General features: G+C 56.1%; 24 protein-coding genes and 1 pseudogene. 24 read left to right on the top strand and 1 reads right to left on the bottom strand.

From position 1 onward, the window contains the following. Positions 1-5 precede the first annotated feature (5 nt). From fabG to C8P63_RS06675, 23 genes and pseudogenes are all read left to right on the top strand, one after another. Positions 6-749: a 3-oxoacyl-[acyl-carrier-protein] reductase gene (gene fabG / locus C8P63_RS06565; protein ID WP_108022552.1), complete on the top strand. Its 744-nt coding sequence runs from the start codon at positions 6-8 to the stop codon at positions 747-749. A gap of 67 nt (positions 750-816) precedes the next feature. Beyond that, on the top strand, positions 817-1,050 hold the full coding sequence (locus tag C8P63_RS06570) for an acyl carrier protein (protein WP_108022553.1): 234 nt from the start codon (positions 817-819) through the stop codon (positions 1,048-1,050). 100 nt (positions 1,051-1,150) lie between these two features. Then, a complete protein-coding gene (gene fabF / locus C8P63_RS06575; RefSeq protein ID WP_108022554.1) occupies positions 1,151-2,398 on the top strand; it encodes a beta-ketoacyl-ACP synthase II in 1,248 nt (415 codons plus the stop codon). Between the two features lie 17 nt (positions 2,399-2,415). Continuing rightward, positions 2,416-3,102 carry a ribonuclease III gene (gene rnc / locus C8P63_RS06580; RefSeq protein WP_108022555.1) on the top strand — a complete coding sequence of 229 codons (687 nt, stop codon included), beginning with the start codon at positions 2,416-2,418 and terminating at the stop codon, positions 3,100-3,102. A 139-nt stretch (positions 3,103-3,241) separates the two neighbouring features. Further along, the gene (locus C8P63_RS06585; protein ID WP_108022556.1) at positions 3,242-3,493 is read left to right on the top strand and encodes a DUF8066 domain-containing protein; all 252 of its coding nucleotides are present in this window, start codon (positions 3,242-3,244) and stop codon (positions 3,491-3,493) included. 15 nt (positions 3,494-3,508) lie between these two features. Beyond that, entirely contained in the window at positions 3,509-3,715 is a 207-nt protein-coding gene (locus C8P63_RS06590) for a DUF8066 domain-containing protein (protein WP_483869521.1), read from the top strand. 205 nt (positions 3,716-3,920) lie between these two features. Beyond that, positions 3,921-4,259: a tRNA-binding protein gene (locus tag C8P63_RS06595; RefSeq protein ID WP_108022558.1), complete on the top strand. Its 339-nt coding sequence runs from the start codon at positions 3,921-3,923 to the stop codon at positions 4,257-4,259. A 100-nt stretch (positions 4,260-4,359) separates the two neighbouring features. Continuing rightward, complete coding sequence (smc, locus tag C8P63_RS06600) at positions 4,360-7,926, top strand: chromosome segregation protein SMC (protein WP_483869522.1); 3,567 nt, start codon at positions 4,360-4,362, stop codon at positions 7,924-7,926. A gap of 12 nt (positions 7,927-7,938) precedes the next feature. Next, entirely contained in the window at positions 7,939-8,922 is a 984-nt protein-coding gene (ftsY, locus tag C8P63_RS06605; RefSeq protein ID WP_108022560.1) for a signal recognition particle-docking protein FtsY, read from the top strand. 339 nt (positions 8,923-9,261) lie between these two features. Next, positions 9,262-9,591: a YlxM family DNA-binding protein gene (ylxM, locus tag C8P63_RS06610; protein WP_108022561.1), complete on the top strand. Its 330-nt coding sequence runs from the start codon at positions 9,262-9,264 to the stop codon at positions 9,589-9,591. Positions 9,592-9,623: 32 nt separating this feature from the next. Beyond that, positions 9,624-10,973, top strand: a complete 1,350-nt coding sequence (ffh, locus tag C8P63_RS06615; protein WP_108022562.1) for a signal recognition particle protein — start codon at positions 9,624-9,626, stop codon at positions 10,971-10,973. A gap of 34 nt (positions 10,974-11,007) precedes the next feature. After that, positions 11,008-11,280, top strand: a complete 273-nt coding sequence (gene rpsP / locus C8P63_RS06620) for a 30S ribosomal protein S16 (RefSeq protein WP_108022563.1) — start codon at positions 11,008-11,010, stop codon at positions 11,278-11,280. Positions 11,281-11,319: 39 nt separating this feature from the next. Beyond that, positions 11,320-11,547 carry a KH domain-containing protein gene (locus C8P63_RS06625; RefSeq protein ID WP_108022564.1) on the top strand — a complete coding sequence of 76 codons (228 nt, stop codon included), beginning with the start codon at positions 11,320-11,322 and terminating at the stop codon, positions 11,545-11,547. A gap of 36 nt (positions 11,548-11,583) precedes the next feature. Beyond that, positions 11,584-12,099 carry a ribosome maturation factor RimM gene (gene rimM, locus C8P63_RS06630; protein ID WP_108022565.1) on the top strand — a complete coding sequence of 172 codons (516 nt, stop codon included), beginning with the start codon at positions 11,584-11,586 and terminating at the stop codon, positions 12,097-12,099. Between the two features lie 16 nt (positions 12,100-12,115). Continuing rightward, entirely contained in the window at positions 12,116-12,865 is a 750-nt protein-coding gene (trmD, locus tag C8P63_RS06635) for a tRNA (guanosine(37)-N1)-methyltransferase TrmD (protein WP_108022566.1), read from the top strand. 112 nt (positions 12,866-12,977) lie between these two features. Then, positions 12,978-13,322, top strand: a complete 345-nt coding sequence (gene rplS, locus C8P63_RS06640) for a 50S ribosomal protein L19 (protein WP_108022567.1) — start codon at positions 12,978-12,980, stop codon at positions 13,320-13,322. Between the two features lie 103 nt (positions 13,323-13,425). Further along, positions 13,426-13,995: pseudogene (gene lepB / locus C8P63_RS06645) on the top strand (signal peptidase I). Positions 13,996-14,005: 10 nt separating this feature from the next. After that, positions 14,006-14,896: a ribosome biogenesis GTPase YlqF gene (gene ylqF / locus C8P63_RS06650; RefSeq protein ID WP_108022568.1), complete on the top strand. Its 891-nt coding sequence runs from the start codon at positions 14,006-14,008 to the stop codon at positions 14,894-14,896. Further along, complete coding sequence (locus C8P63_RS06655; protein ID WP_108022569.1) at positions 14,871-15,662, top strand: ribonuclease HII; 792 nt, start codon at positions 14,871-14,873, stop codon at positions 15,660-15,662. Before ylqF ends, C8P63_RS06655 begins: the two co-directional genes overlap by 26 nt. A 248-nt stretch (positions 15,663-15,910) precedes the next feature. Beyond that, on the top strand, positions 15,911-16,822 hold the full coding sequence (locus C8P63_RS06660) for an ABC transporter ATP-binding protein (RefSeq protein ID WP_108022570.1): 912 nt from the start codon (positions 15,911-15,913) through the stop codon (positions 16,820-16,822). Positions 16,823-16,824: 2 nt separating this feature from the next. After that, on the top strand, positions 16,825-17,619 hold the full coding sequence (locus C8P63_RS06665; RefSeq protein WP_170109532.1) for an ABC transporter permease subunit: 795 nt from the start codon (positions 16,825-16,827) through the stop codon (positions 17,617-17,619). Positions 17,620-17,693: 74 nt separating this feature from the next. Continuing rightward, positions 17,694-18,446: a TetR/AcrR family transcriptional regulator gene (locus C8P63_RS06670; RefSeq protein ID WP_170109533.1), complete on the top strand. Its 753-nt coding sequence runs from the start codon at positions 17,694-17,696 to the stop codon at positions 18,444-18,446. Between the two features lie 27 nt (positions 18,447-18,473). Further along, positions 18,474-18,848, top strand: a complete 375-nt coding sequence (locus C8P63_RS06675) for a YraN family protein (protein ID WP_108022573.1) — start codon at positions 18,474-18,476, stop codon at positions 18,846-18,848. A 105-nt stretch (positions 18,849-18,953) separates the two neighbouring features. Here the strand turns inward: C8P63_RS06675 and C8P63_RS06680 are convergent, their stop codons facing one another. Further along, positions 18,954-19,529: a hypothetical protein gene (locus C8P63_RS06680; protein WP_108022574.1), complete on the bottom strand. Its 576-nt coding sequence runs from the start codon at positions 19,527-19,529 to the stop codon at positions 18,954-18,956. A gap of 1,048 nt (positions 19,530-20,577) precedes the next feature. On the opposite strand from C8P63_RS06680, the gene C8P63_RS19005 reads away from it, so the two are divergent. Beyond that, positions 20,578-20,718, top strand: a complete 141-nt coding sequence (locus C8P63_RS19005; RefSeq protein ID WP_170109534.1) for a hypothetical protein — start codon at positions 20,578-20,580, stop codon at positions 20,716-20,718. Position 20,719 lies beyond the last annotated feature (1 nt).

The following is a 20,719-nucleotide window of genomic DNA, read 5'->3' on the forward strand; positions in this document are numbered from 1 at the left end:
CAACCATGCTCACCGGTAAAGTCGCGATGGTGACCGGAGGGTCCCGGGGCATCGGGCGGGCGGTTTCCGTCGCTCTTGCGGAAGCGGGGGCCGATGTGGCCGTCATTTACGCGGGCAACCGGGAGGCCGCGGAGGAAACGGTGGAAGCAATCCGGAAAACCGGTCGGAAAGCGTCCGAGATCCGGGCGGACGTTTCCAGCTCCGATGAGGTCCAAGCCGCGGTAAAAGAGGTGCTGGAAACGTTCGGGAACATCGACATCCTTGTGAACAACGCCGGCATCACCCGGGACAATCTGATGCTCCGCATGAAAGAGGAAGACTGGGACAAGGTGATCGATACCAACCTGAAAGGGGTCTTTCTCTGCACCAAAGCGGTCACCCGTCCGATGATGAAACAGCGGTCCGGCCGGATCATCAATATCAGCTCCGTTGTCGGGATCTCGGGGAACCCGGGTCAGGCGAACTACGTGGCCGCCAAAGCGGGTGTCATCGGTCTGACCAAATCCACCGCGAAAGAATTGGCCAGCCGCGGCATCACGGTCAATGCCGTCGCCCCCGGGTTCATCGAAACGGATATGACGTCCAAGCTGGGAGAAGACGTGCGGAAGGACCTTTTGGGCCAGATCCCCCTTGCCCGGCTGGGCAAGCCGGAAGACGTCGCCGAAGCAGTGAAGTTTCTGGCCTCGGATGCCGCCGCGTACATCACCGGACAAACGCTGAATGTGGATGGAGGCATGGTGACCGCTTGATCTTCTTCTAACCTTTGCTAGTTTTTTTCTTGTTCATTTCGTATAATACGAGAGGGAGGTGAAGGAAATGGCAGATACGATGGAGCGTGTGCAGCGCATCATTGTGGACCGTCTGGGGGTGGATTCCTCCGAAGTGACCAAGGAAGCTTCCATCAAGGATGACCTGGGAGCCGATTCCTTGGACGTGATGGATATGATCCTCGAACTGGAAGACGAGTTCTCCATGGAGATTTCAGACGAAGAAGCGGAAAAGATCAACACGGTCGGGGATATCGTTAACTATATCGAGTCCCGTTCTTAAGGAGTCGGAAGTCCCGTTGTGAACGGGACTTTCTACCCTTTCACCCAACGCATGCATGATTTACCCTCCCACTTTGCAATGATAAAAGGCGGTGATGAGATTGTCGAAACGGGTAGTGATCACCGGTTTGGGGGTCCTCTCACCGGTCGGCAACGATCTACCGACATTTTGGAACAACCTGATCAACGGAAAATCCGGGGTCGGCCCCGTTACCCAATTTGACGCCAGTGACTATCCCACCCGCATCGCGGCGGAAGTGAAGGATTTCGATCCCCATAAATACTTGGACCGCAGAGAAGCCCGGCGGATGGACCGTTTCGTCCAGTTTGCCGTGAGCGCTTCCAAAGATGCCCTGAAACATGCCGGTCTCGAGATGGACCGCGAGGACCCGGACCGTGTCGGGGTGTATATCGGTTCCGGGATCGGGGGGCTTAAGACTTGGGAAGATGAACACAAAAAGCTTCTCGAAAAGGGCCCCCGCAGGGTCAGCCCCTTTTTCATCCCGATGATGATCGCCAATATGGCAGCCGGTCAGGTATCCATCACCACCGGAGCGAAAGGACCCAGCAGTGCGGCCATTTCGGCTTGTGCCACGGGAACGCATTCCATCGGGGACGCGGCTAAAATCATCCAGCGGGGAGACGCCGACGTGATGATCGCCGGCGGAACGGAAGCCACCATCACCCCGATGGCCTTCGCCGGATTTTGTGCCAACCAGGCGATGTCCCGCCGCAACGACGAACCGGAAAAAGCAAGCCGTCCCTTTGACAGGGAACGTGACGGTTTCGTCATGGGCGAGGGCGCCGGTATCCTGATCCTGGAGAGTCTGGAGCATGCCCGGGCCCGCGGTGCGGAGATCATAGCGGAAGTGGCGGGCTACGGGATGAGCGGCGACGCCCATCACCTGACGGCCCCCGCTCCGGAAGGGGAAGGTGCGGCAAGGGCCATGAAACGGGCGCTGAACGATGCCGGCCTGAATTCGGAAGATGTGGGTTATATCAATGCACACGGCACTTCCACCGACTTCAACGACAAGTTTGAAACGATGGCGATCAAGACCGTCTTTGGCGATCACGCCTACAAGTTGGCGGTCAGTTCAACCAAATCGATGACCGGTCACCTTCTGGGTGCGGCCGGGGGTGTGGAAGCGATTGCCACGGCGCTCGCGCTGAAGGAAGGCATCTTGCCTCCCACGATCAACTACGAACACCCCGATCCCGACTGTGACTTGGACTATGTGCCCAATGAAGCCCGTCGGGTGAAGGTGTCGGCTGCTCTGTCCAACTCCCTGGGCTTCGGCGGCCACAACGCGACCATCGCTCTGAAGGCTTTTGACGGAACGGAATAAGCAGGTGGTGATCGGAGATGAACCTGGCCGAACTGGGACAGACGATCGGCCTGTCTCTCCAAGACGAAAAACTGTTTTTACAGGCCTTCACTCATACGTCATTCGCACACGAGCGAAAAGGGGAGCGAAACCAGCCCGACAATGAACGGCTGGAGTTCCTCGGCGACGCGGTGCTGGAACTGACGGTTTCGGAGTACCTCTACCAACGGTATCCTCATCTGAAAGAAGGAGATTTGACCCGGATGAGGGCCCGGATCGTCTGCGAACCTTCCCTGGCGTTTTTTGCACGGGAGCTGAACTTCGGCAAATTTGTTCGCCTGGGGAAAGGGGAGGAGATGACGGGGGGCCGGAACCGTCCCGCTCTCCTGGCGGACGTGTTCGAGGCTTTCATCGGGGCCCTTTACCTGGAGAAGGGATTGGACGGAGTGAGGCGGTTCATGAAATCGATGATCTTTCCCCGGATCGATGACGAATGGCTCGCCCAGGCCACGGATGCCAAAAGCCAACTCCAGGAAGCGGTTCAACAGGAGCACCTTGGTTCTTTGGAGTATCAGATTGTGGATGTCAAGGGCCCGGCCCACGACCGGCAGTTCGTGGCGGAGGTGTGGTTGGCAGGCGAAAAGCTGGGAACCGGCACCGGACGCTCCAAAAAGGAAGCGGAACAACGGGCCGCTGCCGAGGGACTCCAACGTTTCAGGAAATAAAACCGATTGGATCAATCACCGGTTCCCCTTTGGAAGGCCGGTGATTTTTTTGTAAACTGCAAGGGGACACCTGCTTTGATATGGAATTAGACCAAGGAATGATCTTGGGAGACGGGTCTCCCTGGAAAGAGAGGATGGAATGATGCAGATGATGGTGCAACTTTTGCCCGTGGCCCTGATGGTGACCGTGTACGTCGGGGTGGTGATCTTCATCCTGGTTCTCGCTTGGCGCGGGGTTCGGGCGCATGAACGGATCGCCGATTCCCTTGAACGGATCGCCGCGGGGAGGACGCAACACGACGGACCGGCCGCCGACCGCGCCGGCAAGGACCTCACGGAGACGGATCAAAGGTTGGAAGCGGACCGCGGGACTTCCGAAAAGAAGGAGTGACCGGCCTTGCACCAGGTGGGCATCGGCTTTGTTCATTTGCTTCAGTTCCTCCTGTTCCTCTTCCCCGTCGCCGTCGGCGTGTTTCTCCTGATCATCAGCTGGCGGTGGGTGAAGGCCCACGAATCCATCGCCCGCGCCCTCGAAACCTTTGCGGCGGAAAAGGGAAGCGGCTATGACGGGGAAACAACAGGACCGCGGGATCGGAAGAATGAGGGAGGTTGACCAGGACGATTCGTAGCCGCGGATTGGGAAAGATCGTGTTTTTTGTCATAGCGTGACCCGGAGCGAAAGCGACGTTGGCACGACTTGTGCTCCGTGAGTGCATAGCGTGACCCGGAGCGAAAGCGACGTTGGCACGACTTGTGCTCCGTGAGTGCATAGCGTGACCCGGAGCGAAAGCGACGTTAACAAACTGGGAGGTGAACCCATGTCACAGATTACATATGACGATTTTAAAAAAGTGGAGATTCGGACCGGCAAGGTGATCCGGGCGGAAGCATTCCCCAAAGCACGAAAACCCGCCTACAAACTCTGGATTGATTTCGGGGAAGAGGTGGGAGTCAAAAAAAGCAGTGCCCAGATCACCAAGCTCTATGACCGGGAGCAGCTCATCGGAATGCGGGTGCTGGCGGTCACCAATTTCCCCCCGCTTCAGGTGGCCGACTTCCGTTCGGAAGTGCTCGTTCTGGGGGTGGAGATGGAAGGCGGGGAGGTGGCTCTGATCCAGGCCGACCGGGAAGTTCCCTTGGGCCTGCGGGTCACCTGACCCTGAGGGCAAATCCGCGGCACCGGAACCGTCGATGTCCGGTGCCGGTTGTTTGTAAAACGGAAGGAGGGGAGCGTACGTGCACCTGAAACGGGTGGATATGGTGGGGTTCAAATCTTTCGCTGACCGAACCGAGCTGGAATTCCCCCCCGGAGTGACGGCGGTGGTGGGGCCCAATGGAAGCGGGAAGAGCAACGTCACCGACGGGATCCGCTGGGTGCTGGGGGAACAGAGCGCCAAATCGCTCCGGGGCTCCAGCATGCAGGACGTCATTTTCTCCGGGAGCGACGACCGCAAGCCCGTCGGATATTGCGAAGTTTCCATCACCTTCGACAACACGGACCACCAGCTTCATCTGGATTACGGGGAAGTGACGGTGACCCGCCGGGTCTACCGCTCGGGCGAAAGCGAATACTACATCAACAAACAACCCTGCCGCTTGAAAGATATCAACGAGTTGTTCATGGATACCGGAATCGGGAAAGACGCCTATTCGATGATCGGCCAGGGACGGATCGACGAGATTCTGTCGACCAAGTCGGAAGATCGGAGGGCGATCTTCGAAGAAGCAGCGGGGATTGTGAAATACAAATCCCGCAAACGGGAAGCGGAGCGGAAACTGGAATCCACGGAACAGAACCTGTCCCGGATCCGGGATCTGGTGAGTGAACTGGAAGATCAGGTGACCCCTCTGGAAAAACAAGCGGAAAAGGCGAAAAAATACAAAGAGTGGAGGGCGGAACTGACCGAGAAGGAAATCGGATTGTATGTACATAAAATCGAAACCTTGCACCAAAGTTGGCAGGAAGCCAATCGCTCCCTTCAGGAACAGACGGAGGATCAGGCCCGGCAATCAGCTGAAGTCTCCCGCCGGGAAGCGGCGTTGGAGGAGTTACGCTGGAAAATCGAGCGGAAGGAAGAAGAGGTGGAAAGCCTCCAGGGAGAGCTTCTGCGGGTCAGTGAAGAGCTGGAAAAAACCGAAGGGCAACGGGAAGTTCTCCAGGAGCGGATGAAAAACCGGCTTGAGGCCATGGAACGGATCCGGGAACGAATCCGGGGACTGACCGAAGAGATCCACCGCCTGGAGGAAGAGCGTTCCCGTCAGCAGGAACGCCTTCAAACCAAGGAACAAGAGCTCGCCCAGGCGGAAGAAGGGCTGAAGAAAGCCGAGGCGCGCCTTTCCCTGGACGGAGAAGAAACGGTGGCCGACCTGGACCGCCTGCGGGAAAACCTGCAAAGCCTGGTGAACGAAGGCACCCGGCTCCAAAGTGAAAGGAGCTATCTGGAGGAGGAAAAGCAGAAGGCGGCCGAACAGATGGAAAATCTGACCGCCCGGGAGGAGCAGGAGCGACGGGCAGCCCAGGAGCTGGCCGACCGAAAAGCCGGGCTGGAACGGGAACTCCGGGAAGTGGAAGAGGCACTGAACCGGTTTGCGGAAGAGTATCGTGTGGGCGCCGGTGAACGGGAGCGGCTGGAACGCGAGATCGCCGGGACCGCCCATACGCTGCGACAGGCGGAACAGCGGTTGGACGGTTTCCGATCCCGGCGGGAGATCGTCAAGGAGATGGAGGCGGAACACGCCGGTTTTTTTCAGGGGGTAAAGGAAGTCCTCAAGGCCCGTGACCGGGGAGATCGGGAGTTGACAGGGGTGCACGGGGCCGTCGCCCAGCTGATCCGGGTCCCCGAGAGAGTGGAGGCGGCCATTGAAACCGCCCTGGGCGGGGCGATGCAACATCTGGTAGTGGATAATGAAGAGACCGGACGGAACGGGATCCGTTTCTTGAAGGTGCGGAAAGCCGGCCGGGCGACCTTCCTGCCACTGGATGTGATTCGGGAGCGGTCTCTCCCTTCCCGTGAACGGGAGATCCTGGACGGTCTCCCCGGAGTGGTGGGCATCGCCGCCGACCTGGTGGAGGTCGATTCCGTTTACCGCAAGCTGGTGAAAAACCTGTTGGGACAGGTGATCGTGGCCCGAACGCTGGAAGACGCCAATGTCGTGGCCCGGCAGACGGGATACCGTTTCCGGGTGGTGAGCCTGGAGGGGGATGTGGTCAACCCCGGAGGGTCGATGTCCGGGGGGAGCCGGCAAACATCCCGGGGGAATCTCCTGGGACGTTCCCGTCAGGTGGAAGAGCTGGACCGGAAAATCGAAGAAGCACGGAATGAAGCCGAGCGGGCGGAAGCCGCCCACCGAAAAGCCCGCTCCCGGCTGGAGGAGTTGGATGACCGGCTGGAAGAGGTTCGGAGAAAAGGGGAGGAACACCGGCTCCGGGAGCAGGAGTTGAATGGCACGCGACGGGAACTGGCAGCGGAGGTCCGCAATCTGGAATCCCGCCGGAAAGAGACGGAATCCCTGCGGCAACGGATTGAAAAAGAGGTGCAACGAATCCAAGAAGAGCTTGACCGGCTGGAGGAGCGGATCGAGGTCGTGGGGAAAGAGGAAGCCGAACTCCGGCGGAGGATCCATCGATCCCAGGAGCGGGTGGAGCGGGAGGCCTCGGAAAAGGATGAGGCCAACCGGGAAGTGACGGACTGGAAGATCAAAGCGGCCCGTCTGAACCAGGAAAAGGAGTATTTGGAAGCCGACTGCCGGCGCCTGGAGCAGGAACGGAACCGCGTCAGGCAGCACCTGGATGAGGCCCGGGAGCAACTCACCGACCTGGAATCCGGGGATACGGATCACCGGGAGGAACAGAGGGTGCTCAACAACCGGGCAGAAGAGCTGAGGGAACGGAAAACTTCAGCTCAGGAGCGACTGGCCGCAACCAAAAAAGAGCGGGACGGCCTCCACAGCGACCGGGGAGAGCGGGAACAGGAGCTTCGCACCTTCCGCGGAGAGCTTAAGAAAAAAGAAGAAGCGCTTCACCAGCAGGAAGTGAAGGTCAACCGGATGGATGTGGAACTGAACCATCTGTTGGAGAAACTGGCGGAGGAATACGAAATCAGCTATGAACTGGCCCGGGACCGGTACGGCAAACCGGAAGATCCGTCCCGGGCGGAACGGGAAGTCCGCTCCCTGAGGGGGAAAATCGCTTCTCTCGGAGAAGTCAACCTGGGGGCGATCGAAGAACACAACCGACTCAGCACCCGCCTGGAGTTCCTTCGTTCGCAGCAGGACGACCTCATGGAGGCCCGGGAGTCCCTGGAAGAAGTGATCCGCAACATCGAGTCGGAAATGTCCAACCGCTTTCAAGCGACCTTCCAGGCCATCCGCGAGGAATTTCACGATGTTTTTGCTAAAATGTTCGGTGGAGGACGGGCTGACCTGCAGTTGACGGAGCCGGACAACCTTTTGGAGACGGGAATTGAGATTACCGCCCAGCCTCCCGGGAAAAAACCGCAAAGCCTGGGTCTGCTCTCGGGGGGAGAACGGGCGTTGGCGGCCATTGCCCTCCTGTTCGCCGTCCTGAGGTACAAGCCGGTTCCTTTCTGCGTCCTGGACGAGGTGGATGCGGCATTGGACGAAGCGAATCTCTCCCGTTTCACCCGCTACCTGCGGGAATTTTCCCGGAAGACCCAGTTCATCATCATCACCCACCGGAAACGGACGATGGAAGGGGCCGATGTGATGTACGGGGTGACCATGGAACAGGCAGGGGTTTCCAAGATCGTCTCCGTCCGCCTGGAAGAGTTCAGCGAAGAGGAAGCAGCAGCGGCCAAGGGATAAGGAGGAAACGTCATGAGCTTTTTCAAACGGTTGAAAGAAAGCGTCTCCCGGACCAAGGAGTCGGTGACGCAGAAATTTAAAAGCGGGCTGGAGAAGACCAGCGCGTCCCTGGTGGGTGCGATGGATTCGGTCTTCAGCCGGAGCAAGATTGACGAGGATCTTTATGAAGAGCTGGAGGATATCCTGATCGGTGCCGATGTGGGGGTCAACACCACCATGGAAATCGTCGACCGCTTGAGGGCGGAAGTGAAGGAGCGGAAATTGAAAAACCCGGAGGAATTGAAGCCCCTCCTCTCGGAGATCCTGGTGGAAATTCTGAAAGATGGCGGTTCCGGGATGAACCTGAATCCCGACGGACTCACCGTCATTCTGATTGTCGGGGTGAACGGAGTCGGCAAGACCACCACGATCGGGAAATTGGCCCACCACTACCGGGAGGAAGGGAAAAAAGTGCTCCTGGCCGCCGGCGACACTTTCCGGGCCGGGGCGATCGAACAACTCGAAATTTGGGGGGACCGCGTCGGAGTCGATGTGGTTCGCCATCAGGCGGGCTCTGACCCGGCGGCGGTGATCTTTGACGGGATTCAGGCCGCCCGTGCCCGGGGAGTGGACATCCTGCTCTGTGACACGGCCGGACGGCTCCAGAACAAAGTGAACCTGATGGAAGAACTGAAAAAGGTGCACCGGGTGATCGGCCGGGAGGTTCCGGATGCACCCCACGAAACGCTGTTGGTCCTGGATGCCACCACCGGTCAAAACGCCATGCAACAAGCCAAGATCTTCGACGAAGCCACCAACCTGTCGGGGATCGTGCTCACCAAGATGGACGGAACCGCCAAAGGCGGCATCGCTCTGGCGATCCGACGGGAACTGAAGGTTCCCGTGAAATGGATCGGCCTCGGGGAGAAAACGGACGACCTGCAACCCTTTGACGCCGAACAGTTCGTCCATGCCCTTTTTGTGGAGGACATTGAAAAAGAGTCGAAAGAGGAATGACAGGGTGGATGGACCTGTTTGAAAGGGTAAAAGGGTGGAAACCGCGAGTGGGAGGAGGGAGACGAGCAAAAAAGAGGCGATCCTTCGCCGGGGAAGGCGTGCATCCGCACCCATAAAGACGATGGGGCCTTTCAGGGACTCCACCGGGAATTGCGTTGAACGAAACTTTCCGTATCCCTCCGAAAGACGGGTGAAGGAGATGGAGTGCGGTCCTGGAAGGGACCATTTTTTCATATATGAAGTGTAAACACAATTACCTTGACACGGAATTCCGCAACTGATATGATATTCATCGTGTAAAGGGGATCGCCTTGACGCGGATGTGAGGGGGTTTCGATATTGCTGGACGAAACGACCCGGATGAACCTTCTCTATGATTTTTACGGGCCGTTGTTGACCGGGCGGCAGCGGAACGTCATGGAGCTGTATTTCCACGAGGATTGGTCCTTCGGGGAAATCGCGGACCACCTCGGCATTTCCCGTCAGGGGGTGTTTGAGGCGGTCAAGCGATCCCGGACGGTCTTGGAAGACCTTGAAAAGGAACTGGGACTCTTGTCCAAGCACATCCGCAGAAAGGAGATCGCGGAGGCGATCCTGGATCAACTGGAAGGCCTGCCGGAAAAAGAGGCTGTCCGGCGTCTGTTGGACGAGCTGCTGGAGCTGGATTGACGACCGGATCACGAAACGGGGGAGGCGGCAACATGGCATTTGAAGGGTTGTCCGAACGGCTGCAATCGGCCCTTGCGAAGTTGCGGGGCAAAGGGAAAGTGAGCGAGGCGGACGTCAAAGCCGCGATGCGGGAAGTCCGGCTGGCCCTTCTGGAAGCCGATGTCAACTACAAAGTGGTGAAGGACTTTGTGTCCAAGGTGCGGGAACGCGCCGTCGGCCAGGAAGTGCTGAAGAGCCTGACACCCGGACAACAAGTGATCAAGGTGGTCAATGAGGAACTGACCCGCCTCATGGGTGGAACCCAGAGCAAGCTGGAGCTTTCCTCCAAACCGGCGGTCATCATGATGGTGGGGCTTCAGGGGGCGGGGAAAACGACCACCACCGGGAAGCTGGGCCGCTATCTCAAGAAGCAGAACAAGCGGCCGCTCCTGGTGGCGGGAGACGTCTACCGGCCCGCGGCCATTCGGCAACTGGAAGTTTTGGGGGAACAGGTGGATCTGCCCGTCTTCTCCCTCGGGGACAAGGAAAGCCCGGTCCGGATCGCCGAAGAAGGAGTGGCCAAAGCGAAAGAGGAAGGCCATGACACGGTGCTGGTCGATACCGCCGGCCGCCTCCACATCGACGGGAAGATGATGGAGGAACTGAAGGCGATCAAGGATACGGTTCGCCCCGACGAAATCCTGCTGGTGGTGGACGCCATGACCGGTCAGGATGCCGTTAACGTGGCGGAGAGCTTTAACCGGGAACTGGGGTTGACCGGCGTGGTCCTGACCAAACTGGACGGCGATACCCGGGGCGGAGCGGCCCTCTCCGTCAAATCCGTCACCGACTGTCCGGTGAAATTTGTCGGGATGGGGGAAAAAGTGGATGCCCTGGAGCCCTTCCATCCCGAGAGGATGGCTTCCCGGATCCTGGGGATGGGAGACGTCCTCACCCTGATCGAAAAAGCCCAGGCCTCCGTCGATCAGGAAAAAGCGAAGGATCTGGAACGGAAAATGCGCACCCAGCAGTTCACCTTTGATGATTTTCTGGATCAACTGGACCAGGTGCGCAACATGGGACCTTTGGACGAAATTCTCGGCATGATGCCGGGAATGGGACAGATGAAGGGGATGAAGAACCTCCAGGTGGATGAGAAACAGCTGACCAAGGTGGAGGCCATCATCCGCTCCATGACTCCGAAAGAGAAGCAGGAGCCACACATCATCAACGCCAGCCGCCGTAAGAGAATAGCAGCAGGCAGCGGGACGACGGTCCAGGATGTGAACCGGCTGATCAAGCAGTTCATGGATATGAAGAAGATGATGAAACAGTTTTCCTCCATGTCCAAAGGAAAGAAGAAGAAAGGGTTCGGGAAATTCAAGTTTCCGTTTATGTCCTGAACCGGATGTTGATCCTACAGAGGAGGTGAGCGAAATGGCAGTGAAAATCCGTCTGAAACGGATGGGGGCGAAGAAATCCCCGTTCTACCGTTTGGTCGTGGCTGATTCCCGTGCGCCCCGCGACGGCCGTTTCATCGAAGAGATCGGGTATTACAACCCCCTGGCCCAACCGGCTCAGGTGAAGATCGACGAAGAAAAAGCCGTGAAATGGCTGAACACGGGTGCCCAACCTTCCGACACGGTGAAAAACCTGCTCCGGAAAGAAGGCATCCTGAAAAAGATCCACGAATCCAAAAACCAAAAGTAAGTTCCCTGCCTGAGCGTTCAGGCCCGAGGGGGAATTCGAATGAAGGAACTGGTTGAAGTGATCGCCAAGGCGTTGGTGGACCACCCCGAAGCGGTCCGTGTCCAGGAACGGGAGGAGGGGAGCCGGCTGGTGCTCCGCCTTTCCGTCGACCCTGACGACATGGGCAAAGTGATCGGAAAGCAGGGACGGATCGCCAAAGCGCTTCGCACCGTTGTCGGGGCCGCCGCAGTGAGGGATAAGAAACGGGTGACGGTGGAGATTGTCTGACCGGGCCGCCCGGCCCTTTGGAAAGGAGGCCGGTCCATGCGTGAACCGAATTGGTTGACCGTCGGCCACATCGCCGGCACTCATGGCATCCGCGGCGAAGTCCGGATTCTGTCCCGGACGGATTATCCGGAGGTGCGCTTTGCTCCCGGTGCGGAACTCTTTCTTTCTCATCCCAAACTGGATGCCCCTCTCCGGCTCACGGTGAAGGGAGCCCGGCCTCATAAACGGTTCTGGCTGATCCGTTTTGAAGAGTGGACGGACATCAACGAGGCCGAGCCCTTCAAAGGGGGCACTTTGATGGTCCCCCGGGAGGATGCGGTGGAAGCGGAAGGCTACTATCTTCACGAGATCATCGGATGTGAAGTCGTCACCACCGAAGGGGAAAAAGTCGGAACGGTCACCGAGATCCTGCAGCCCGGCGCCAACGATGTCTGGGTGGTCAAAAAGGCGGAGGGCGGCGAGCTCCTCCTCCCCTTCATCGATGACGTCGTCAAGGATGTGGATCCCGACGCCGGACGGGTGACCATCCGGTGGATGGAAGGGTTGGAGTGATTGAGGTGACGAAACCGTGCACTTCGATGTGTTGACGTTGTTTCCCGAAATGTTCGAGGGCTTTTTGGGCTCCAGCATCATGAAACGGGCGATCGACCAGGGACTCGTCACAACATCCGTCGTCAACTTCCGGGAATACAGCACCAACAAACACCGCACCGTCGACGATACCCCGTACGGCGGGGGCGGGGGAATGGTGCTGAAGCCGGAGCCGCTGTTCCGGGCTGTGGAGGATTTGACCAAAGACGAACCGGTCCGGCCGCCGGTTCTGATGATGAGTCCCCAGGGGACGCCCTACACCCAGAAGAAAGCGGAGGAGTTGGCCCGGCACGACCGGCTGATCCTTCTCTGCGGTCATTATGAAGGGTTTGACGAACGGATCCGGGAGCATTTGGTGGACGAGGAGATTTCCATCGGGGATTTTGTGTTGACGGGGGGAGAACTCCCTGCCATGGTCCTGATGGACAGCGTGATCCGGCTGATTCCCGGTGTTCTGGGCAACGAATCCTCGGCGGAAACCGATTCCTTTACCACGGGTCTCTTGGAGTATCCTCAATATACCCGGCCCGCCGAGTTTCGGGGTTGGAGGGTCCCGGATGTCCTGTTGTCGGGGCATCATGCGGAAATCGACCGTTGGCGGCGACGCCAGGCCCTCAAACGAACCCTCGAGCGCCGGCCGGATCTTTTGGAAAGCGCGGAATTGACGGAGGAAGACCGCGCGTGGATCCGGGAGATGACGCAAGGGAACGGGGGGCGGAAAGATTGAGCCCTTTTGGGTTCATTGTTTTCGGCCAACCCATATGATAAAATGGATCTTGTGCTCGATGGATTTTAGATTCGGCTGAGATAAAACAAGCGAGGGGAAGGAGGGAATACCCGTGAACCAACTCGTACGCGAAATCGGTGAAGAACAACTGCGCAAAGATATCCCTCAGTTCCGTGCCGGCGACACCGTCCGGGTTCATGTGAAGGTCGTCGAAGGCCAACGGGAACGGATTCAGGTATTTGAAGGGGTTGTGATCCAGCGCCGCGGCGGGGGGATCTCCGAAACCTTCACGGTTCGGAAAGTATCCTACGGCGTGGGCGTGGAACGGACCTTTCCACTTCACTCCCCGCGGATCGACAAAATCGAAGTGATCCGCCGCGGGAAAGTCCGCCGTGCCAAGCTGTTCTACCTGCGGAAACTGCGTGGCAAAGCGGCCCGGATCAAAGAAATTCACTAATCAGTTGGAAGGGCTTGGGGGTCTCAAGCCCTTTTTGTCACTTTTTTCTATCTGAAATCTCCGTTTTCTTGATGTTGTGTTCTCGAGAGTCAGGAGGAGCTTCATGAGCGAGTTCACCCCCCGTTCCGCCAGGCACGGACGACGCAGGAGGCGGGGAAACGATGAAGCGTGGGAGTGGGTACAGGCACTCGCCATCGCGATCGTCCTGGCCTTGATTATCCGCTATTTTATCTTTTCCCCGTTCAGCGTTTCCGGACCCTCGATGTTGTCCACCCTGCACAATGGTGATCTGGTGATCGTAAACAAGGTGGTATACCTGTTCCGCGATCCGAAACCCGGAGAAGTGGTCGTTTTTCATGCGACGGAAGACAAGGACTATATCAAACGGGTCATCGCAGGGCCGGGTTAGACGGTCTCCGCCCACAACAACGTGGTGCGGGTCGATGGCAAGAGTATAGAGGAACCATACATAGACGAGGGGAACCGGACGGCGGATTTCGGACCCGTCAAGGTGCCCAAAGGGCACATCTTCGTGATGGGTGATAATCGGATGAACAGCAGTGACAGCCGCAGCCCGGATGTGGGACCGGTTCCCATTGACGAGGTCGTGGGCAGAGCGGATCTGGTTTTCTGGCCTCTGAGCGACTTCAAGGTTTTGGTGGCGAAAAGGTGATTTTTTCAAAATGGTGATTCAATGGTATCCCGGCCATATGGCCAAAGCCCGCCGGCAGGTGGAGGAAAAACTGAATCAGGTGGATCTGGTCCTGGAGCTTCTGGACGCACGGCTGCCCCTGTCCAGCCGGAATCCGATGATCGACGACTTGATCAAGGGAAAGCCCCGGATCGTTCTCCTCACCAAGAGTGACCTGGCCGATCCGGATGCCACGCGGTGCTGGACGGAATTTTTCCGCGGGGAAAAGACCCAGGCCCTTCCCGTGGATATCCTGTCGGGAAAAGGAGTGAAGGCCATCTTTTCCATCAGCCGGGAGCTGATGAAGGAAAAGATTGAAAATCAGGCCCAAAAAGGGATCCGACGTCACCGCATCCGGGCGATGGTCCTGGGGGTTCCCAATGTGGGGAAATCCGCTCTGATCAATCGGTTGTCGGGGCGGAGTACGGCCAAGACCGGAGACCGGCCGGGAGTGACCAAAGCCCAACAGTGGATCAAGCTGGGAAACGGGATGGAACTCCTTGACACTCCAGGCATCCTGTGGCCCAAGTTTGAGGACCGGGAAGTGGGGCTTCGGCTGGCCTCCAGCGGGGCGATCAAGGAAGAGATCCTCCCGGTGGACGAGATCGGGCTCTACCTTCTCGAGTATCTCTCCCAACGGTACCCCGAACAACTGAAAGATCGCTACAAGCTCTCTGATATCCGGGACTTGCAAGGGCCGGCCCTCCTGGAAGAAGTGGGGAAACGGCGCGGTTGCATGAGAAAAGGCGGGGAGGTCGACCTGGAGAAAGCGGCGGAGATGGTCCTGCGGGATCTGCGGTCGGGACGTTTGGGCAGGATCTCCCTGGAATTTCCTTCGGATTGGGAGGAGAAACCGAATGAAAGTGAAGGGGACGGTCCGTGAGATTGCCGACCGATTGCGTCGGGAGGAAGATCTCACGGAATCTTACTTGGAATCGCTCCTTCGGGACCCCCGGGCCGGCGTTCAGAAGCTGGCCCGTTCTTATTTGCGGAAACGGGATGCCGAACGGCGCGAGAAGAAACGGTTGGAACAGATGTGGCAGTTTGAACGTACATACCGCGATCAGGGGTACCGGTACATCGCCGGTGTCGACGAGGCGGGGAGGGGTCCCTTGGCGGGGCCGGTGGTCGCCGCGGCGGTGATCCTGCCGGAAGGTTTCGATGTCACCGGTCTGAACGACTCCAAAAAATTGACTCCGGAAGAACGAAGCTCCCTCCGGGCCCGCATCGAACGGGGGGCGGTTGCCTGGGGGATCGGCGTAGTGGACAACGCCTATATCGATGAACATAACATCCTGCAGGCGACTTTTGAAGCGATGCGCCGGGCTGTGGCGGAGCTGGAGCCGGCGGCGGATTTCCTTCTGACAGACGCGGCCAAGGTACCGGGGTTGTCTCTTCCCCAGGAGCCCATCGTGAAGGGAGATGCTCTCAGTCATTCCATCGCCGCCGCTTCCGTCATTGCCAAAACGGTCCGGGATGAGTGGATGATCCATGCCGGGAAGGAATATCCCCAATATGGATTCGACACCAACATGGGTTATGGCACGCCCGAGCATCTGGCTGCGCTGGATCGCTGGGGGGCTTGCCCCCTTCACCGGAGGAGTTTCGCACCGGTGGGGGAACGCTGCCGAAAAGAAAGACTTTGTTGATCCGGATTTGCCATAACTGAAGTTTGAAGAAGGACACACTTGAAAGATCGAGCGCCCCGGGATCGAATGCAAATCAATTTTCATCCACTTTCCATAACGGGAAGTGGATTTTTTTGGTGAGTAATACTTATCATTTAAACGGATAAATATATATTGTTCATTTTTGTTGTTGATTTTATAATAAACCGAACGATATAACATTAAATTGTTCACATAAAGGGTTCCCAATGAATACGGAGGTGTGACCCATGGTTGGAAAGGAAAACGTCATTTGCATGAATGATCTGACAAAATACTACGGCCAGCATCAGGCTCTTGACAGGCTGAATCTTGAAGTGGAAAAAGGGACGGTTTACGGTTTCATCGGACCGAACGGTGCAGGAAAATCGACCACCATCCGTATTTTGCTCGGCTTGCTCAAACCGACGTCAGGAAGTGCTTTTATACTGGGGAAGGATGTCATAAAAAAAGGAGCTGTCATCCGACGTCATGTCGGTTACCTCCCTTCAGAGGTACATTATTATGAAAGGATGAAGGTCCGGGACGTCTTGAATTACGCATTGAGTTTTTATCCCGATGCCGATCGTTCCAGACTGGAATATTATCTTGATTTGTTTGAGGTGGATCCGAAGAAGAGAGTCAAAAACCTTTCCCTCGGTAACAAAAAGAAAGTGGCCATCATCCAGTCTCTCCTGCATGATCCGGATTTATTGATTCTGGATGAACCGACCAGCGGATTGGATCCTCTCATGCAGGGTGTCTTTTTCAATGTATTAAAAGAAGAGAAGGAAAAAGGGAAAACCATTTTCTTTTCCACGCACATCTTGAGTGAAGTGGAGAAAATATGCGACCGGTTTGCCATCATCCGTCAGGGGCAAATCGTGGCGACAAAAGATGTGGAAAGCATCCGGAAGCAGGTCATGCGCATTTTGAAAGTGGAATATCCGGCTCAGGATCGGATTCCGCATATTGAACATGAACAAATTGTCAAACGGGAAGTGCATGATCATATCGTCAGGTATTATGTACAGGGAAAAATCAACGAGGTGTTGCGCCAAATTGTCCATGATGAACTGAACGACATCCGTGTCGAAGAACCGTCCATCGAAGAAATATTCATGGATTATTACCAACCGAAAGAACCGGAGGGAGGGAAATGAGGATGTCCATTTTCAAACAAGAATTAAAATTCCATCGTAACAGTTTTATCATTTGGGCGGTGGTCATGGTTCTTTTTGTCTTCGTCTACCTGGGTTCATATGAAGCGATCGCAATGGACGAACAAATGATGAAAGTGTACGAAAAATTGCCGGAAGCCATGAAGAAAGCATATTATATGGATCAGGTCAATATGGCGGATATCCACGGTTATTTTGTGAGTACATTTATGTATCTCATCATCCTGATGGGGATTTATACGGCCATTTCGACCGCCACGGTTTTTGCCAAAGAAGAAGATCGGCGGACAGCCGAATTTTTGTACACCCGACCGGTGACGCGCACGAACATTTTTGCACAAAAAATTTTGAGCAACTTGACCGGTTTGATCCTGATGCATCTGATGGTTCTGGGTGCCATCTTTTTGACCCTGACCGGCATCATTACGGCAGACTATGAGCCGGCTGTCTTTGTTTATGTTGTCATGTCAACGTTTTTTGTCAGTGCAGCGATCGGTGCCGTGGGGTGGTTGATATCGACATTCCTGACCGGCGAAAGACTGGCTTCGTCCTTCGGCATCGGACTGGTGCTGGGATCCTATATGTGTCATATCCTTTCCGGACTGGCCGAAGAGCTGGAACCTTTTCAATACTTCAGTCTGATGTATTATACCGATCTGCCTTTCATTGTTCAGAACTCCGCTTTACCTTGGGAAAAAACGGCGATCATGCTTCTGATTTTTGTCGTTTCCGGTGGTTTGGCCCATTTCCGGTTCCAAAGCAAGGATATTCATGTGTAGTCAGAGCTGGTTTCATCGGTCCATGATTGACATAATAGGAAGGGTGAGACTGGAATGAGTTGAGGAGGATCACTGTGGCCGAAAATCGTTCCCGAAGAACATCAAAAAAGAAGCAAAAGATTCTGCTGACCGCTGAACGGTTGTTTTTAAAAAAAGGGATTCGCGCCGTAACTGTGGAAAACATCGTGGATGAGGCGCAAGTGAGCAAGGCTACTTTTTATAAATATTTTCGCAACAAAGAAGATATCTTGGAGCGGGTTTTTATCCACATGACGGACGAAATTGCCGCTCATTACCGGGATATAGTCGAACAAGCAAAGCGGGACGGCCTGACGAAGGAGATGTTTTTAAAACTGTTCAATGTGAACGAATATGATCGGTATTACCAGTCCGATTATGCTCTGGAACTGTTTCGGGATTATCCTGAACTTACAAATAAAATACAGTCGCACGGGTTGGAGAAGGTGATGCCCTTTTACCAGGAATTAATTCGTCTGGCCAAAGCGGAAGGGATCATCCGCACGGATGTGGATACCGACGTATTAATGGTATACACGCTGCAGATCCGAAGAATGTTCATTGAGCATCCCCAGCTGCCCGGACACATGAATGTGAAAGAGGCCACTACCCGGTTCTTGGATCTGTATTTGTACGGTGTGATGGAAAGGGATTCATCCATTAAAACCCGAAGGGAGAGATTCCCGCCGACTGTGCCAAAAAAAGATCTGCACAGTCTCGTGGACCGTCTGGAGGAACGGGATCAAAAAAGCGCCCGTGATTTTCTTTTGTATCTGGTCGACCGCAGTAAAAACACGGGTGATGAATAAATGTAAAAAACCGAACGGAGAGGATGGGTGGGGACCGTGAGAAAAGACCGGAGAAGGGAGACCGGCCGGATCGGGGAAGCCCTGGCGGCCCGTTTTTTGTCGGACAAGGGGTACCGGATCCTCGAAACCAACTGGCGTAATCGCCTGGGTGAACTGGACCTCATTACGGAAAAGGACGGCCTGCTGGTCATCGTCGAAGTCCGCACCACCCGGAGCCGCCGTTTCGGAATGGGGTTCCAATCCGTCGACCGGAAAAAACAACAACAGGTCCGCAGGCTCACCCTGTCTTATCTCCAAGTCCGCCATCGGGAACTGACGCCTTTCCGGTTCGACGTCGTCTCCGTCCTCCTCACCCCCACCAATGAACCGGCCCGGATCGATCACCTGGAAGGGGCGTTTTGATCATCGGTAACGGTTTGGGGTCCAGTCATATCTCAAGAACCCGTCTGGACAACGATTTCACCATGGTGAAATGGCTGCTGCCGGGGGGAGAGTCTTAAAACCGGATCACACCGCCTCCAAGTGTCCGTTCAACAGCTCCCGGTAAAGCTCGTCCCCGCCGATGTGGACGCGCATCGACACCTGATCCCGGCCGTTTTCCTGCCATTGGTAGAGCTGTTGGAACACCAGGTAAATGCACTTTTTCACTTCGATGTGGGGAAACAATTTCAGATCGACGAAAAAGCTGTACAGACTGGACTCGTCCACGGTGTGGCTGACCACTTTCATCGCTTCAAAGGTTTTTTCCAACCCGTTCAGCAGGTGGCCCATCCATTCCGGGCGCCCCGCTTTTCCTTTTTCGTCCAGATAGTGAATGGTGAAACCCATCATGGGATAGCGGTGGATGTCCGCCTCGGTGTACTGGGTTTCCTGATCGCTTTTGGCGTCGTACAGGAAAAACTCCAAGTGGTACCGCTTCGATTCCCCGCGTTCCACAGATTGCTTGCGAGCCATCTGATGTTTCAGTCTCAGCTCGTCGTTTTCCTTTTTCAAGCGCTGCAACTCTCTATGTAAATATTCCTTTTCCTCGGAGTAATCCGGATCCGGAGTAAAGTCGAAGAGCCGTTTGAGTTTCGAAAACATCCAACCTCTCTCCTCTGGGAGCAAAATTTTCATATCGTGTACATTATATAATACATAAACGTACATGCCTGAATAAAGTGCGTCAGGGCCGTTTCGGTTGGAGTCCCACGGACGGGGGGCTTTTTCCTGTTTTCGGAGTCCACCTCCCAAAACCCTCCCGGACGGGGGGATTCCCGCGGCAACAGGAAAACCCGCTGTCGGGGACAGGGGTTTTCCATCCGGCCTGTTTTTGTTCCTCTTCCCTTCCATGAAGGGAGCCAAACATCCGTGGGAATGAAGAAAAAACAGAAATCCTCTTTTTGCTTTCAGGCCTGAAACAGGTGAAAGATGAACAGAGAGGGGGAAGGTGAATTGATGGCGGTTTGTCCAACTTGCAAAGGAAAAGGAAAGATCCGAACCCTCCTCCCCATTCCGATGGATGCCCCCTGCGCGATGTGCGGCGGGACGGGGAAAAGACCGCCGGAAAAGCGAGACGGGAACAGGAATTCCGATGACAAAACGAAATAAATCCGCGACGCAAACGAGCCAACCCCGAGAAGCGTTGTGAAAAAGTGAGCGGCAGCATTTACCCAAAGCCGCTCCGGCTGCACTCACAGAGCACAAGTCTCGCCTGGGGTCGCTTCGCTCCCCGGTCTCGCTATGCTGTCCTGCAGAGATGGTTGCACTGTCCGCTCCGAATCATCCTGCTGCGGGCAGGGGCAAAGGCCTTCGGATGCAACACAGCGGAGCTTTTGCCCCTGAACGCCCTTTCAGGCTGATTCTCCGCTGGGCAGGACAGCAAAGTCGCTATTTTGGGTAAACGCTTCCCCTTTTCTCGAGAAGAACATTAAATCACCAACGCTTCGAGAGGTTGGTTCTTTTTTTGCACGTTAAACTTTTTTGAGACCGGATCCAATAAAAACGCCCTCTTTTTCTCAGCCTCCGGACCGAGAACTTTTTCGGCCGGTCCCGGGACTTCCCCGGCGATCGCTGGGACCGCACCCCGGAGGGCCAGCCGGAGGCTTATCACGTTCCTGAGGGCAACGCCGCGTATTTTATGATGGACCGGGTGGAAGGACCTTACCGTCTGTCCAACGGTTGGACCACGGTGTTCATCACCGGGCCCGACGGGGAGGTGCTGGAGTTCGGGGAATTCGATGGGGAAACAGAAGAAAAACCGGCCCGAAGCCAGGGGCCGGTGGAAGAGTGAC

It is taken from the genome of Melghirimyces profundicolus, assembly GCF_003054245.1.
Taxonomy (GTDB): domain Bacteria; phylum Bacillota; class Bacilli; order Thermoactinomycetales; family DSM-45169; genus Melghirimyces; species Melghirimyces profundicolus.

What these genes read in the sequence shown, in the direction of transcription:
- fabG (WP_108022552.1), top strand. Translation starts at nt 6, where the DNA reads ATGCTCACCGGTAAAGTCGCGATGGTGACCGGAGGGTCCCGGGGCATC.
- C8P63_RS06570 (WP_108022553.1), top strand. Translation starts at nt 817, where the DNA reads ATGGCAGATACGATGGAGCGTGTGCAGCGCATCATTGTGGACCGTCTG.
- rnc (WP_108022555.1), top strand. Translation starts at nt 2,416, where the DNA reads ATGAACCTGGCCGAACTGGGACAGACGATCGGCCTGTCTCTCCAAGAC.
- C8P63_RS06585 (WP_108022556.1), top strand. Translation starts at nt 3,242, where the DNA reads ATGATGCAGATGATGGTGCAACTTTTGCCCGTGGCCCTGATGGTGACC.
- C8P63_RS06595 (WP_108022558.1), top strand. Translation starts at nt 3,921, where the DNA reads ATGTCACAGATTACATATGACGATTTTAAAAAAGTGGAGATTCGGACC.
- smc (WP_483869522.1), top strand. Translation starts at nt 4,360, where the DNA reads ATGGTGGGGTTCAAATCTTTCGCTGACCGAACCGAGCTGGAATTCCCC.
- ftsY (WP_108022560.1), top strand. Translation starts at nt 7,939, where the DNA reads ATGAGCTTTTTCAAACGGTTGAAAGAAAGCGTCTCCCGGACCAAGGAG.
- ffh (WP_108022562.1), top strand. Translation starts at nt 9,624, where the DNA reads ATGGCATTTGAAGGGTTGTCCGAACGGCTGCAATCGGCCCTTGCGAAG.
- rpsP (WP_108022563.1), top strand. Translation starts at nt 11,008, where the DNA reads ATGGCAGTGAAAATCCGTCTGAAACGGATGGGGGCGAAGAAATCCCCG.
- C8P63_RS06625 (WP_108022564.1), top strand. Translation starts at nt 11,320, where the DNA reads ATGAAGGAACTGGTTGAAGTGATCGCCAAGGCGTTGGTGGACCACCCC.
- rimM (WP_108022565.1), top strand. Translation starts at nt 11,584, where the DNA reads ATGCGTGAACCGAATTGGTTGACCGTCGGCCACATCGCCGGCACTCAT.
- ylqF (WP_108022568.1), top strand. Translation starts at nt 14,006, where the DNA reads ATGGTGATTCAATGGTATCCCGGCCATATGGCCAAAGCCCGCCGGCAG.
- C8P63_RS06655 (WP_108022569.1), top strand. Translation starts at nt 14,871, where the DNA reads ATGAAAGTGAAGGGGACGGTCCGTGAGATTGCCGACCGATTGCGTCGG.
- C8P63_RS06660 (WP_108022570.1), top strand. Translation starts at nt 15,911, where the DNA reads ATGGTTGGAAAGGAAAACGTCATTTGCATGAATGATCTGACAAAATAC.
- C8P63_RS06665 (WP_170109532.1), top strand. Translation starts at nt 16,825, where the DNA reads ATGTCCATTTTCAAACAAGAATTAAAATTCCATCGTAACAGTTTTATC.
- C8P63_RS06680 (WP_108022574.1), bottom strand. Translation starts at nt 19,529, where the DNA reads ATGTTTTCGAAACTCAAACGGCTCTTCGACTTTACTCCGGATCCGGAT.